The organism is Streptomyces sp. SLBN-8D4 (genome assembly GCF_049739545.1).
Lineage (GTDB): Bacteria > Actinomycetota > Actinomycetes > Streptomycetales > Streptomycetaceae > Streptomyces > Streptomyces canus_C.
The window spans coordinates 8,264,908-8,278,475 of the sequence record NZ_JBMGQC010000001.1 but is presented as its reverse complement, the minus strand read 5'-3'; the positions used below and the strand labels follow the sequence as shown (position 1 = coordinate 8,278,475).

The 13,568-nt window shown below is 72.0% G+C and carries 15 protein-coding genes; 6 read left to right on the top strand and 9 right to left on the bottom strand.

Features of this window, described 5'->3' with window-relative positions:
- Nucleotides 1-54: 54 nt before the first annotated feature.
- The 3 genes from RKD20_RS37690 (at nt 55) to RKD20_RS37680 (ending at nt 3,249) form a co-directional block, all read left to right on the top strand.
- Nucleotides 55-1,290 carry a PP2C family protein-serine/threonine phosphatase gene (locus tag RKD20_RS37690; protein ID WP_424881603.1) on the top strand — a complete coding sequence of 412 codons (1,236 nt, stop codon included), beginning with the start codon at nt 55-57 and terminating at the stop codon, nt 1,288-1,290.
- A gap of 142 nt (nt 1,291-1,432) precedes the next feature.
- Nucleotides 1,433-2,152: a lysophospholipid acyltransferase family protein gene (locus RKD20_RS37685; RefSeq protein ID WP_424881602.1), complete on the top strand. Its 720-nt coding sequence runs from the start codon at nt 1,433-1,435 to the stop codon at nt 2,150-2,152.
- A 74-nt stretch (nt 2,153-2,226) separates the two neighbouring features.
- Nucleotides 2,227-3,249 carry an NAD-dependent epimerase/dehydratase family protein gene (locus RKD20_RS37680; protein ID WP_424883411.1) on the top strand — a complete coding sequence of 341 codons (1,023 nt, stop codon included), beginning with the start codon at nt 2,227-2,229 and terminating at the stop codon, nt 3,247-3,249.
- A 45-nt stretch (nt 3,250-3,294) separates the two neighbouring features.
- Here the strand turns inward: RKD20_RS37680 and RKD20_RS37675 are convergent, their stop codons facing one another.
- From RKD20_RS37675 to RKD20_RS37640, 8 genes are all read right to left on the bottom strand, one after another.
- Nucleotides 3,295-4,908, bottom strand: a complete 1,614-nt coding sequence (locus RKD20_RS37675) for an alpha/beta hydrolase (RefSeq protein WP_424881601.1) — start codon at nt 4,906-4,908, stop codon at nt 3,295-3,297.
- A gap of 128 nt (nt 4,909-5,036) precedes the next feature.
- Nucleotides 5,037-5,813: an urease accessory protein UreD gene (locus RKD20_RS37670; RefSeq protein ID WP_424881600.1), complete on the bottom strand. Its 777-nt coding sequence runs from the start codon at nt 5,811-5,813 to the stop codon at nt 5,037-5,039.
- Nucleotides 5,801-6,478: an urease accessory protein UreG gene (gene ureG / locus RKD20_RS37665; RefSeq protein WP_424881599.1), complete on the bottom strand. Its 678-nt coding sequence runs from the start codon at nt 6,476-6,478 to the stop codon at nt 5,801-5,803. Before ureG ends, RKD20_RS37670 begins: the two co-directional genes overlap by 13 nt.
- A 96-nt stretch (nt 6,479-6,574) precedes the next feature.
- The gene (locus RKD20_RS37660) at nt 6,575-7,249 is read right to left on the bottom strand and encodes an urease accessory protein UreF (RefSeq protein WP_424881598.1); all 675 of its coding nucleotides are present in this window, start codon (nt 7,247-7,249) and stop codon (nt 6,575-6,577) included.
- A complete protein-coding gene (locus RKD20_RS37655; protein ID WP_424881597.1) occupies nt 7,249-8,970 on the bottom strand; it encodes an urease subunit alpha in 1,722 nt (573 codons plus the stop codon). The genes RKD20_RS37660 and RKD20_RS37655 overlap by 1 nt, the downstream gene beginning before the upstream one ends.
- The gene (locus RKD20_RS37650) at nt 8,963-9,274 is read right to left on the bottom strand and encodes an urease subunit beta (RefSeq protein ID WP_424881596.1); all 312 of its coding nucleotides are present in this window, start codon (nt 9,272-9,274) and stop codon (nt 8,963-8,965) included. Before RKD20_RS37650 ends, RKD20_RS37655 begins: the two co-directional genes overlap by 8 nt.
- Before the next feature lie 9 nt (nt 9,275-9,283).
- Entirely contained in the window at nt 9,284-9,586 is a 303-nt protein-coding gene (locus tag RKD20_RS37645; protein ID WP_028808600.1) for an urease subunit gamma, read from the bottom strand.
- A gap of 132 nt (nt 9,587-9,718) precedes the next feature.
- Nucleotides 9,719-10,348, bottom strand: a complete 630-nt coding sequence (locus tag RKD20_RS37640; protein WP_424881595.1) for a TetR/AcrR family transcriptional regulator — start codon at nt 10,346-10,348, stop codon at nt 9,719-9,721.
- A gap of 126 nt (nt 10,349-10,474) precedes the next feature.
- Here RKD20_RS37640 and RKD20_RS37635 point away from each other — a divergent pair, with 126 nt between their 5' ends.
- Entirely contained in the window at nt 10,475-11,461 is a 987-nt protein-coding gene (locus tag RKD20_RS37635; RefSeq protein ID WP_424881594.1) for an ABC transporter permease, read from the top strand.
- 616 nt (nt 11,462-12,077) lie between these two features.
- On the opposite strand, the gene RKD20_RS37630 is transcribed toward RKD20_RS37635, so the two are convergent.
- Complete coding sequence (locus RKD20_RS37630) at nt 12,078-12,356, bottom strand: type II toxin-antitoxin system Phd/YefM family antitoxin (RefSeq protein WP_402264910.1); 279 nt, start codon at nt 12,354-12,356, stop codon at nt 12,078-12,080.
- 63 nt (nt 12,357-12,419) lie between these two features.
- Here RKD20_RS37630 and RKD20_RS37625 point away from each other — a divergent pair, with 63 nt between their 5' ends.
- A complete protein-coding gene (locus tag RKD20_RS37625; RefSeq protein ID WP_424881593.1) occupies nt 12,420-13,055 on the top strand; it encodes an ATP-dependent Clp protease proteolytic subunit in 636 nt (211 codons plus the stop codon).
- A 7-nt stretch (nt 13,056-13,062) separates the two neighbouring features.
- Nucleotides 13,063-13,368, top strand: a complete 306-nt coding sequence (locus RKD20_RS37620; protein WP_424881592.1) for a hypothetical protein — start codon at nt 13,063-13,065, stop codon at nt 13,366-13,368.
- Nucleotides 13,369-13,568 lie beyond the last annotated feature (200 nt).

The following is a 13,568-nucleotide window of genomic DNA, read 5'->3' as shown; positions in this document are numbered from 1 at the left end:
CTCTCCTCACATAGCGTGGGAAAATAGGGCGATCCCGGCAGGGAGGCGGCAGCCATGAGCGAAAGTTTCACCGACCCCGACTACGAGGCCGTGTTCCAGGCCCTGCCCGGCATGGTCGCGCTGCTGACGCCCGAGCTGGTGTACGCGGACGTCAACGAGGAGTTCCTGCGCACGGCCGGGCGCCGGCGGGAGGAGGTCGTGGGCCGCTATCTCTTCGACGTCTTCCCGGACAACCCGAACGACCCCGCGTCGACCGGCACCCGCAATCTGGCCGCCTCCCTGCGCAGAGTGCTGGAGACCGGGGAGCGCGACGCCATGGCCCTCCAGCGGTACGACGTCGAGGTGCCGGACCGGCCGGGAGTATGGGAGGAGCGCTACTGGAGCCCCTGCAACGCCCCGGTGCTCGGCGCGGACGGCAAGGTCGAGCTGCTCGTGCACCGGGTCGAGGAGGTCACCGAGCTGATCCGCGCCCGCGGCGGCCCGAGCGGCGACGGGGACCGCGTCCTGGAGGCCGAGCTGTACACCCGCGCCCGTGAACTCCAGGAGGTCAACGAGCGGTTGCGGCAGGCCCACGCCCGTGACCGCCAGGTCGCCCTGGCCCTCCAGGAGGCCATGCTGCCCACCTACCGGCAGACGCTGCACCACACGGCCGCCGTGCGCTACCGTCCGGCGGTCGGCGCGCTGCACGTGTGCGGCGACTGGTACGACCTGGTCGACCTGGTGGGCGGCCACCGCGTCGGCGTCTCGGTCGGTGACGTGGTGGGCCACGGTCTGGCGGCCGCCGGAGTGATGGGCCAGCTGCGCAGCGCCCTGAGCGCCGCCTCCCGGGTGGCCGAGGGCCCGGCACAGGCCCTGGACGTGCTGGGCCGGTACGCCCACGTGGTCGACGGCGCCGAGTCCGCCACCGCGGTCACCACCTTCATCGACTTCGACCACGGCACCCTCACCTACAGCAGCGCCGGGCACCCGCCGCCGATGCTGGTGCACCGCGACGGCCGGGTGGAGTGCCTGGACAAGGCGACCGACCCGCCGCTCGACGCCCGTCCCCACCCGACCCGCCGGCCGCAGGCCGCGACCACCTTCACCAGCGGCGCCACCCTCGCCCTGTACACCGACGGCCTGGTGGAGCGGCGCCGCGAGGACATCGACACCGGGCTCACCCGGCTCGCCGAGTCCCTCGCCCGGCACCGCGAGGACGACCCCGAGACCCTCGCCGACGCGGTCCTCCTGGAGCTCCTCCCGCCCGGCGGCGCCACGGACGACACGGCGCTGGTGATCGTACGGCTGTGAACAGGCCAAGGTCCGGTGAGAGCTGTCCTCGGCCCTGTTCCGGGGCCCGCCACCTGCCCCTACACTGGCAGCCCCATCTCACGCCGGTTGACCAGCCAGAACGCGGAGTTGAGCCGTCCGCCCGACCGAGGAGCGCCCCCTCTTGTTCTACTACCTGCTCAAATACGTGCTGTTGGGGCCGTTGCTGAGACTGGTCTTCCGGCCTCGAATAGAGGGCCTGGAGCACATCCCGGAGTCGGGTGCGGCCATCGTCGCCGGCAACCACCTCTCGTTCTCCGACCATTTCCTGATGCCCGCGGTGCTCACGCGGCGCATCACCTTCCTGGCGAAGGCCGAGTACTTCACCGGGCCCGGTATCAAGGGCCGGCTGACCGCCTTCTTCTTCCGCAGCGCCGGGCAGATCCCGGTCGACCGCTCCGGCAAGGAGGCGGGCAAGGCCGCCATCCGCGAGGGCCTGGGCGTGCTGCGCAAGGACGAACTGCTCGGCATCTACCCGGAGGGCACCCGCTCCCACGACGGCCGCCTCTACAAGGGCAAGGTCGGCGTCGCCGTGATGGCGCTCAGGGCGCAGGTTCCGGTCATCCCCTGCGCGATGATCGGCACCTTCGAGGCACAGCCGCCCGGCAAGGTCATCCCCAACATCCATCCCGTGGTGATCCGCTTCGGCAAGCCGCTGGACTTCTCCCGCTACGCCGGGATGGAGAACGAGAAGGCGATCCTGCGGGCCATCACCGACGAGATCATGTACGCCATCCTGAAGCTGTCCGACCAGGAGTACGTCGACCAGTACGCGGCCGTGGTGAAAGCGGAGGAGGCCGCCGCGGCGAAGGAGCGGAAGTTCCCGCGGCTGCCGCTGAGTTGAGGTCTGCTGTCGGCAGAACCCCCTGGAGGGACCGGGGGTGAGCGCCGTACCGTCGCCGCATGACACGACGTGCTGTGGTGATCGGGGCGACGGGACAGATCGGGCGGGCGGCCGTGACGGCGCTCGCCGGGGACGGCTGGGAGGTGACGGCCCTCTCCCGGGGCGGCGGACGGGACGAGAGCTGGCCCGCGCAGGTGCGTACCGCGCGGGCCGACCGGGAGGACGACGCCGCCCTGGCCGCCGCGGTGGGCGACGGCTGCGAGGTCCTGGTGGACCTGGTCGCCTACGGGCCCGCGCACGCACGGCAGTTGGTGGCCCTGGCCGACCGCGTGGGCTCGGCCGTGGTGGTCTCCAGCATCTCGGTGTACGAGGACGACAAGGGCCGCAATTTCGACACCCAGGGCGAGCCGGACGGCTTCCCGGAGTACCCGGCGCCCCTGACCGAGGAGCAGCAGACCGTCACTCCGGGCGAGACCTCGTACAGCACCCGCAAGTCCGGGCTTGAGCGTGAACTCCTCGCGGCCGGGGAGCGGTTGCCCGCCACGCTGCTGCGGGCCGGTGCGGTCCACGGACCGCACTGCCGGACGCCTCGCGAGCTCTACTTCGTCAAGCGCAACCTGGACGGCCGGACCCGGCGGATTCTCCCCTTCGGCGGTCAGAGCCGTTTCCATTCCGCGAGCGTCCACAACATCGCCGAGCTGATCCGGCTCGCGTCCGCGCGGCCGGGCACCCGGGCCCTGAACGCCGTGGATCCGCAGGCCCCGACGGTGGCGGAGATCGCCGGCGCGATCGACGCCGTGATGGGCGTGGAGACGGAGACGGTCCTGCTGGACGGGCCGCCGCCGTCGCCGACCGTGGGCGACACCCCGTGGTCGACGCCCGTGCCGGTCGTCTGCGACATGTCCGCCGCCGAACGGGAGTTGGGCTACCGGGCGGTGGTGCGGTACGCGGACCGGCTGGCGGAGACGGTCGCCTGGATCGAGGGCCACCTGGCCGGACGGGACTGGCGGGAGGCGTACCCGAGGATGTTCCAGACCTACGGCGACCTCTTCGACTACGCGGCGGAGGACGCGTATCTGGAGTCGCTCGGCGCATGAGAAGAGGCGGCCGGTGGCTCCGGCCGCCTCATCCCGTCGTACGTGCTACGGCTTCGGCGTGGCGTGCGGGGTGCAGGTCACGTCGGCCTTGTCCAGCTCGCCGCTGAGCAGGTAGGCGTCCACCCGCGGGTTGATGCACGGGTTGACCAGGCCGGTCACACCGTGGGAGCCCGCGTCCTTCTCGGTGATGAGGCGGGAGCCCTTGAAGCGCTTGTGCAGTTCGACGCCGCCGTCGTACGGGGTGGCCGCGTCACGCTCGGACTGCACGATCAGCACGCCGGGCAGACCCTTGCCGGTCCTGACGGTCACCGGGGTCTGCTGCTTGACCGGCCAGGTGGCGCAGGGCAGGTTCAGCCAGGCGTTGGCCCAGGTCATGAACGGGTACTTCGTGTGGAGCGCGGTGTTGTCGCGGTCCCACTTCTTCCAGCTGGTGGGCCACTTGGCGTCGGTGCACTCGACGGCCGTGTAGACGGCGTTGCCGTTCTCCGAGGAGATGTTGCCCGCGGTGTCCGTGGGGTCCGGGGCGGCCGCGTCGACCAGCGCCTGGGTGTCACCGGCGAAGTACTTGCCGAACACCGTCGCGACCGGCACCCACGAGGAGTCGTAGTACGGGGCGCTCTGGAAGAAGCCGATCAGCTCGGCCGGGCCGACGACCCCGCCGATGGGGTTCTTCTTGGCGGTGGCCCGCAGTTCGAGCCACTTCGCCTCGACCGCGGCCCGGGTGGTGCCGAGGTGGAAGGCGGCGTCGTTGGCGGCGACCCAGTCCTCCCAGTCCTTCCAGCGGCCCTCGAAGGCGATGTCCTGGTCGAGGTTGGCCTCGTACCAGATCTTCTCCTTGGACGGGTTGACCACGCTGTCGACGACCATGCGGCGCACGTGGCCGGGGTACATCGTGCCGTAGACGGCGCCGATGTAGGTGCCGTAGGAGACGCCCAGGTAGTTGAGCTTCTTCTCGCCGAGCGCGGCACGGATGACGTCCAGGTCGCGCACGGTGTTGGGCGTGGTCATCTGCTGGAGCATCGCCTTGCCGGTGCGCTCGGCGCAGCCCTCGGCGTACTCACGGGCCAGCTTGCGCTGGGCGCGCTTGTCGGCCTCGCTGTCCGGCACCGGGTCCATCTTGGGCGCCTTCACGAACTCCTGCGGGTCCACACAGGAGATGGGCGCGGAGTGCCCGACACCGCGCGGGTCGAAGCCCACGAAGTCGTAGGCCTTGGCCACGTTGGCCCAGATCGGGCTCTTGTTGACGACGCGGAGCGGGAAGCGCATGCCCGAGCCGCCGGGACCGCCCGGGTTGTAGACGAGGGCGCCCTGGCGCTCCGCCGTGGTGCCGGTGTTGCCGATGTGGTCGACGGCGAGCTTGATCTGCTTGCCGTGCGGCTTCGCGTAGTCCAGCGGCACGCTGACCCAGCCGCACTGGACCGGCTTCGCGATCCCCCAGTCCGCGGGACAGTCCGCCCAGTCGATACCGGCCTTCGCGGCGCGGGCGGCGGCGATCGCGGCGCCGGCCGTCTCACGGTCCTGTCCGTGCCGGGCCGTCCTGTCGAACGTGTTGGCGCCGGACGCGGGTGCCGCGACGGCACCCGATATGAGTGTGGCCGTGATGAGCACGCCGGCCGAACCGAGTGCCGTGGTGCGCCACTTCGGTCTCGTCTCCCTCAAGAGGGATCCCTCCCCGTACGTCGATTCGATTCGTACGGGGATCCTCGTGGTTGTGAAGTCCCTGTGAACAGGGTTTGTTGGGCTTCTTTGCCAATCCGATAAACGGAAGAACCTGTTCGCTCGGCGGACTACGGGACGAGTGCCGCCAGCGCGGCGTCCAGCAGCCGGCGCAGCAACAGGGCGTCCGGGGCCACGGCGGTGACGAGCGCGGCGGGTCCGGCGAGGGGCATGACGGCGGCACCCTCGCCGAGCACCCGCGCCGACACCGGCTCGTCGGCGAACTCCGGCCGTACGACGAGGAGCTGGCCGACCGCCCGGTGACCCGCGAGCACGGCCGGGCCGTCCCAGCCGCCCGGCGCCCCGGGTCCGCAGGCCAGCTCCTGGTCGAGCACGGTCCGTCCCGCGACCCGCAGCACGAGCCGGCTGGTGAGCCGCCCGGGCTCCTCCCCCACCCGCCCGAGGACCTGCTCCTCCCGCAGCACGAACCGGGCCGTCGCGCCGAGGTCGATCCGCGTGCCGACGTACAGGTCGCTGCCGCCCGCGCAGATCAACTGCTCGGGCAGCCAGTGCAGTTCGCCCCCGTCAGCGACGGTGAGCCGTACGTCGTAACGGGCCTCGCCCTTGGTCTGCCCCGGCAGGGCGATGGTGGCGGCGGCCGATCCGACGCGCAGCCGGGCGCCCTCCCGGACGTCGGCCGCCACGGTGAAGTGGTCGCCGCCGAGAGGTCCGCTCATCGCGCCGACGAGCATGACCCGCGGCTCCGCGCCGCTCCCCCGGGTCCGCCGCAGCGCCAGCGGCCCGTCGCTCTCCAGCACGGGCAGGGCCGTGCCGCCGCGCCCATCGTCGCGCGCGACCATCCGGGCGGTGGCCCGCACCCCGGCCACGGCCGCGGTCACGCCGTCCACGCGGCGAGCCGCGCCCGCACCCAGTCGGCCACGGCCGTCACGCCTGCCTCGCTGCGCAGGGACTGGAAGACGACGGGGAGTTCGGCGCGCTGGGCCTTGGCGTCGGCGGCCATCCGCGCGAGGTCGGAGCCGACGTACGGGGCCAGGTCGGTCTTGTTGACGATGAGCAGGTCGGCGGTGGTGACGCCGGGGCCGCCCTTCCTCGGGATGTCGTCTCCGCCGGCCACGTCGATGACGAAGATCTGGGCGTCGACCAGGCCCTTGGAGAAGGTGGCGGTGAGGTTGTCGCCGCCGCTCTCCACGAGGATGAGGTCCAGGGGGCCGACCTCGTCCTCCAGGTCCTCGACGGCTTCCAGGTTGGCGGAGATGTCGTCCCGGATCGCGGTGTGCGGGCAGGCGCCGGTCTCCACCGCGGTGATCCGCTCGGGCGGCAGCACGGCTTCCCTGAGCAGGAACTCGGCGTCCTCGCGGGTGTAGATGTCGTTGGTGACGACGGCGAGGGACAGCTCGTCGCGCAGGGCCCGGCAGAGGGCGGCGACGGTGGCGGTCTTGCCGGAGCCGACGGGGCCGCCGAGGCCGATGCGGAGGGCTCTGCGGGTGCCGTCGGGTCGGTGCGCGTCGGCGCTCAGTGCGGTGGGTCCGTCGTGGGAGTGGTCGAGGTGCATGTGCGGCTCCTGGGGGGTCGTGGTCGGGTGCGGGTGCGTGGGGGCTGGTCGCGCAGTTCCCCGCGCCCCTTAAAAGCAGTGGGTCGACTGAGCGTCCTAGGATGCGAACAGGCGTACTGGCCAAGCCGCGTGCAGCTCGGCGGCGATCTCCAGCAAGGGCGCCGAAGCCGCGGGCAGCGCGTCGGTCCCCTCGTCGACCACCCTCCGCGCCGCCTCCACCGCCTGGTCCGCGACGCGGTCCAACTCCGGTGCCAGTCGCGCCAGTGCACCCGTCGCATCGAAGGGGTCGAGGCTCAGCAGGCGGACCGTCGCACTCGCCGGGCCGCTCACGCTCTCGTACGCCGCGCAGTAGGCCGCGTCCAGGGGCTCCAGGCCCGCCGCCCGGGCCGCCAGCCCCAGTACCACGGGCTGGTGCGCCCCTTTCGGGAACTCCCGTGCCACCGCGTCGAGTTCGTACGACGGCCAGGTCGCCCGGGCCGCCCGCATCAGCTGGCGGCCCAGTTTTCGCCCAGCAGCCCGCAGCGCGGGAGAGGGGGTACGGGCGTCCGCTGCCTCGTCCAACTGCCGTGGGTCGGCACCGAGTACGGCCGCCGCGGCGAGCGCCGCCGAGACCAGCCCGGTCGTGTGCAGCCGTCCCCGGCAGAAGGACTCCAGACCCTCTGCCCCGGTGATCCGCCCCGCCTTGACGGCCGCCTCGGCCCCGCCGGAGTGCGCGTGCCCTCCGGCGGGGAACCGGCCGTCGGCCAGGACCAGAAGTGCGGCCCTGGACATCAGAAGAGGAAGTAACGCTGAGCCATGGGCAGTTCGGCCGCCGGTGTGGCCTCCACCAGCTCCCCGTCGATGTGCACGGCGAAGCTGTCGGGGTCCACGCGTACGTCGGGCCGCGCGTCGTTCTCCCGCATGCCGGCCTTGGTGACCCCGCGCGTCGACTCGGTGGCCACGAACCGCTTGCCGAGCTGGAGCCGCTCCGGCAGTCCGTCCTCGATGGCAAGGGGCGCCACGAAGTTGAAGGAGTTCGAGGCGGGGGCCCGCCCGATCGCCCCGTACATCGGCCGGGGAAGGATCGGCTGCGGGGTCGGGATGGACGCGTTCGCGTCGCCCATCTGCGCGTAGGCGATCTGGCCGCCCTTGATCACGAGGTGCGGCTTGACCCCGAAGAACGCGGGCTCCCACAGCACCAGGTCGGCCAGCTTGCCCGTCTCCACCGACCCCACCTCGTGCGCGAGTCCCTGGGCGACGGCGGGGTTGATCGTGTACTTGGCGACATAGCGCCGCACCCGGTGGTTGTCCGCCTGCCCGTCGCCCGGCAGCGCGCCCCGGCGGCGCTTCATGACGTGCGCGGTCTGCCAGGTCCGCATGATGACCTCGCCGACGCGTCCCATGGCCTGGGCGTCGGACGAGATGATCGAGATGGCGCCCAGGTCGTGCAGGATGTCCTCGGCGCCGATGGTGGTGGGGCGGATGCGGGACTCGGCGAAGGCGAGGTCCTCGGGCACCGCCGCGTTGAGGTGGTGGCACACCATCAGCATGTCGAGGTGTTCCTCGGCGGTGTTGACGGTGAAGGGCCGGGTCGGGTTGGTCGAGCTCGGCAGCACGTGCGGCTGGGAGACCACGGTCATGATGTCCGGCGCGTGCCCGCCGCCCGCACCCTCGGTGTGGTAGGCGTGTATGCCCCGGCCGGCGATCGCGGCCAGCGTGTCGCCGACGAAGCCGGCCTCGTTGAGGGTGTCCGTGTGGATGGCGACCTGGATGCCGGTGCGCTCGGCGACGGTCAGCGAGGCGTCGATGACGGCCGGGGTCGAGCCCCAGTCCTCGTGCAGCTTGAGGCCGAGCGCGCCCCCGCGGATCTGCGAGAGCATCGCCTCGTGGGAGACGGTGTTGCCCTTGCCGAGGAAGCCGATGTTGAGCGGGTACTGCTCCATCGCCTCCAGCATCCGGGCGAGATGCCAGGGGCCGGGGGTGACGGTGGTGGCCTTGGAGCCCTCGGCGGGGCCTGTGCCGCCGCCCACCAGGGTGGTCACGCCGGACGCCAGCGCCTCGTCGGCGATCTGCGGACAGATGAAGTGGACGTGCGCGTCGACCGCGCCGGCGGTCAGGATCCGCCCGTTGCCCGCGATGATCTCGGTCTCGGGGCCGATGACGAGGTCCGGGTGGACCCCGTCCATGGTGTCGGGGTTGCCCGCCTTGCCGATGCCGGTGATCCGGCCGTCGCGGATGCCGATGTCGGCCTTGACGACGCCCCAGTGGTCGACGACGACCGCGCCGGTGATGACGGTGTCCGGGGTGCCGTCTGCGCGCGTAGCGCGCGACTGGCCCATCGACTCGCGGATGACCTTGCCGCCGCCGAACACGGCCTCGTCACCGGCGAGCCCGGGGCCGCCGGAACGATCCTCCTCGATCTCGATCAGCAGATCGGTGTCGGCGAGCCGGATGCGGTCGCCGGTGGTGGGGCCGAACAGGTCGGCGTAGGCGGCACGAGAGATCTCAGGCATCGAGGGCACCTCCGGTCTCCCCGCGCAGCCCCGGCACCACGCGGGCGCCGGCGAGCGGGACGAGTTCCACGTCGACCGGGACACCGGGCTCGAAGCGCACGGCGGTGCCGGCGGCGACGTTCAGCCGCTTGCCACGGGCCGCCGCGCGGTCGAACTCCAGGCCGGGGTTGGTCTCGGCGAAGTGGTAGTGGGAGCCGACCTGGACGGGCCGGTCGGCGGCGTTGAGGACGGTCAGCCGGGTGACCTCACGACCCTCGTTGCAGGCAATCGGCCCGTCGGCGAAGAGGAGCTCTCCGGGAATCATCAAGCCCCCTCAGACGATCGGGTCGTGGACGGTGACGAGCTTGGTGCCGTCCGGGAAGGTCGCCTCGACCTGGACGTCGTGGATCATCTCGGGGATGCCCTCCATGACGTCGTCACGGGTCAGCAACTTCCGCCCGGAGGACATGAGTTCGGCGACGGTACGGCCGTCACGCGCGCCTTCGAGGATGTGGGACGTGATGAGGGCGACCGCCTCGGGGTGGTTGAGCCTGAGCCCGCGGGCCCGGCGCTTCTCGGCCACGTCGGCCGCCACGTGGATGAGCAGCCTCTCTTGCTCGTGCGGGGTCAGTTGCACGTCCCACCTCACAGTCCTCGCTCCGGACCGTGCGGGGCCCGGTTGCCTCAGCCCCGGGGCAAAGTCCCTGGTGGCGTGGATCCGCAGGCTAGTTGGATCCGGTTTCAGGGGTGTTAACCGAGCTGTGATCCATCAACGCGTGCCGACTTCGTCCCGCACGCTCATCAGCGCCCGCAGGCCGTCGCCGAGGACCTCGGCGGGCGTCGGCCCCAACAGGGCCTGCTGGGCGAGGAAGCCCATCGCGGCCGCCATCATCGTGCGGGCCACGTGCTCCGGGGGTACGTCCGACCGCATCGTCCCGGCGTCCTGGTACGCCCCGACGATCCGCGACCAGGTCTCGCGCACGGCGCCGTAGCCCTCGCGCAGGAGGGCCGCGAGCTCCTCGTTGCGGAGCGTCTCGGTCCACACCTGGACGACCAGCCGCGGGAACGCCGGACGCCCGTCGACGGTCACGGACTCCTTGGTGGCGAGGACGCGGCTGAGCACGGACGCCACCAGGAGGTCCGGAGGCGGGGGCGGGCTGCTGCGGGCCGCCTCCTCGAAACCCTCGTGGACCTGGCCGAGCACCTCCTCGACGATCGCGGCGATGAGCTGCTCCTTGCCGCTGAAGTAGCGGTACACGGCCCCGGCCGAGAGGTCGACCTCCTTCAGGACGTCATGCATGGACGTGGCGTGGAAGCCGTTGCGAGCGAAGCAGACAGCCGCGCCGTCGAGGATCTGCCGACGTCTGGCGTCGAGGTGTGCCTGGGATACGCGAGCCATGGCGCCCAACGTAAAACGAACATTCCTTCTTGACAAGGCGCACGGACGGCGAGACGGTGTTCGCGAGACCAAAACGAACGATCCTTCTTTTTAGCGGGGTTCAACTGGGCCCCGGAGAGGACCACCATGTCCACCCGTCGCCTGATCGCGGTCGTCGTCCTGGTGCCGCTGCTCGCCGCCCTGGCCCTGTGGGCCTTCGCCTGGCCCGCCGCCCGCACCGCCCCGCGCGACCTGCCACTCGGCGTGGCCGGGCCGCCCGCCGCGACGGCACAGGTGGAGCAGGGGCTCCGGCAGCACGAGGGCGCCTTCGAGCTCCACCGCTACACCGACGAGGGGGCCGCGCGGGCGGCGATCGAGGACCGGACCGTATACGGCGCGGTCGTCGTCACCCCGCAGGGCCCGGAACTGCTCACCGCGTCGGCGGCAAGCCCGGTCGTGGCCCAGCTCCTCCAGCAGGCCGTGACCCGGCAGGCCGCGGCGAGCGGCGCCGAGGTGAGGACCGTGGACGTCGTCCCGGCTCCTGCGTCCGACCCGAGGGGCGCGGCCGTGAGCTCGTCCGTGCTGCCGCTGGCGCTGAGCGGCATCATCGCGGGCGCGCTCGTGACCCTGCTCGGACTGCGCGGCTCGCGTGCCGTGACCGCGCTGATCGTCGCCGCCGCGCTGGTGGGCCTCATCGCGGCCGCGCTGGCCCACAGCTGGCTCGGCGCCCTCACCGGCAGCTGGTGGGCGGAGGCGGGGACGCTCGCCCTGGCGATGCTGGCGGTGAGCGCGGCCGTCGCGGGACTCGCCGCCCTGGTCGGGCCCGCGGGCATCGGCGCCGTCGCGTTCCTGGTGATGTTCCTCGGCAACCCGTTCTCCGGCGCCGCCTCGGCCCCGCAGCTGCTGCCCGAGCCGGTGGGCACCATCGGCCAGTGGCTGCCGCCGGGCGCGAGCGCGACCCTGCTGCGCTCGGTGTCCTTCTTCGACGGCGCGGCAGCGACCGGTCCCGCCCTGACCCTCACGTGGTGGGCGGCGCTGGGCCTGGGTGCCGTAGTACTGGGGAACGCCCTGAAGTCCCGGACGAAGCACGCGTCGCCGGCCCCCGACGAGCGCGCGCTCACGCCGGTCGGCTGACCGAGCACTGCGACCCGGCCCGCCGGGGCTGGGAGCCGTAGCCCGGCGTACGCGCGAGCGCGATCCCGCCCGCCGATCCTGGGGGCCGTAGTACTGGGGAGCGAAATGGCGACCGCGCCCCCCTCAACTGACCGAACCCGCTCTCCGCACCCGGCCCCGCAGAGGACGTCCGAGCCAATGAGCGCCGTCGGCCGGTGACTGCCGCTGGGCACGAGCGCGACCCGGCCCGGGGGCTGGGAGCCGTAGCCCTCCGTACGCACTGACGTCGCGGCCGAGGGACGCCACACCCGCCGCCAGGCTTGCACGCGCCCCCGCGCCTCTCCCCCACACCACGCGACCCCGCGGTCGCCGCCCGAGCCCGTGAACACCGTCGACCCGTGGCCGGCGCGGGGCGCGCAAGCGCGATCCTGCCCGCCGGGCTGGATGGCGTAGGGCTGCGGGGAAACGCCGACAGCGACCGGCCCCCGTCAGCTGACCGAACCCGCTGTCCGAGCCGGTGGCCCCATCGGCCCGTGGACGGCGCCGGGCACGAGCGCGGCGGCCCTGTCCGCGCGGGGCCGGGGGCCGTAGCCCCGCGGAACGCACAATCGCGACCGCCCCTCTCGCGCGCCCCCGGCTAGGACGCCCCGCTGCCCCGATGATGCGCCGCGATTCCGAACCGCTGCTGTTCGCGAGGAGCGGAAGCGACCTCTCGGACCGTGGAGACCGCGCTGATCACCGGTTCCTCGACGGGTTCCTGGGACTCCTCCAGCCGTTCGAGGTCGGCGGCCGAGACCAGGGCGACCAGGGGCTTTCCGTGCCGTGTGACGACGACGCGCTCGCCGCCGTACACCACCCGGTTGATCAGGTCGGCGAGTTCAGCCCTGGCTTGCGTCACCGGAATCTCGTAGGCCATACCCCCATCATAACGTCACGTACGTCCTGTACATTTTTTACAGACGTCGAAGGAGGGGTACCCATGGCCCGACCGACCGCCCGCTACGTCCTGCCCGAGTTCCATGAGCGCACGAGCTTCGGGCAGAAGTCGATGGATCCGTACTCGAAACTGCTGGAGGAGCGGATCGTCTTCCTCGGGACGCGGATCGACGACATCTCGGCGAACGATCTGATGGCGCAGTTCATGTACCTCGAACACCAGGCCCCGGACCGGGACATCGCCCTGTACATCAACTCCCCCGGCGGCTCGTTCAGCGCGATGTCGGCTATCTACGACACGATGCAGTACGTCAGTTGCGACGTGGAGACGACCTGCCTCGGCCAGGCCGGCTCCTCCGCGGCGGTGCTGCTCGCGGCTGGCACCCCGGGCAAGCGGTCCGTGCTGCCGGGCGCCCGGGTGGTGATCCACCAGCCCGCGCTGAGCGAGCCCGTGCAGGGGCAGGCCAGTGATCTGGCCATCCAGGCAGACGAGTTGCTCCGGGTGCGGGCCCGCCTGGAGGAGATGCTCGTCCGGCACACCGGGCGCAGCCGCGAGCAGGTGAGCGCGGACATCGAGCGGGACAAGATCCTCGACGCGCAGGGCGCTCTGGACTACGGCCTGGCGGACGCGATCGTCCCGAGCCGCAAGTCCTCCCCCACCGCACCGGGCGCGAGGTGAGCCCTCGATGGTGCCGGATCTTCCCCCGCTGCCCGCGCTCACGCGCGCCGAGGGCGAGCTGATCGACCGTTATCTGGAGGTGGTCGACCTGCTGGGCCGGATCAACCCGGCCCGGCGGGAGGACACCTACGGCGGACTGCGCGCGGCCCAGGCGCTGGTGACCAGGGCGGCCGAGCTGCGTGACGCGCTGGCGCTGATGCACGGCCGGGGCGAGCGAGAACTGCACGCCGAGACACTGGCGCGGGCCCTGCGGGTCCTGGACGGCGAACGGCGTACGGCCCGGGTCACCGTGCCGCCCGAATCCGACAACTGACGCACCGGCAGCAATTCCGGACGCCCCGTGGTCTGACGAGGCGCCCGGGGCGCGGTTGAAACGGACCAAAAGGCGTACCGCCATTTGCAGGAGGCTCGGCTCCTTTTTCGGGACCGCCGAGGTTGCACAACGCGCGTGGTTCAGGGCGGGAATGAGGAGTTTCTGTGCTGGTCGCGCGGCCCGTGGGGCCCTCGACGCCC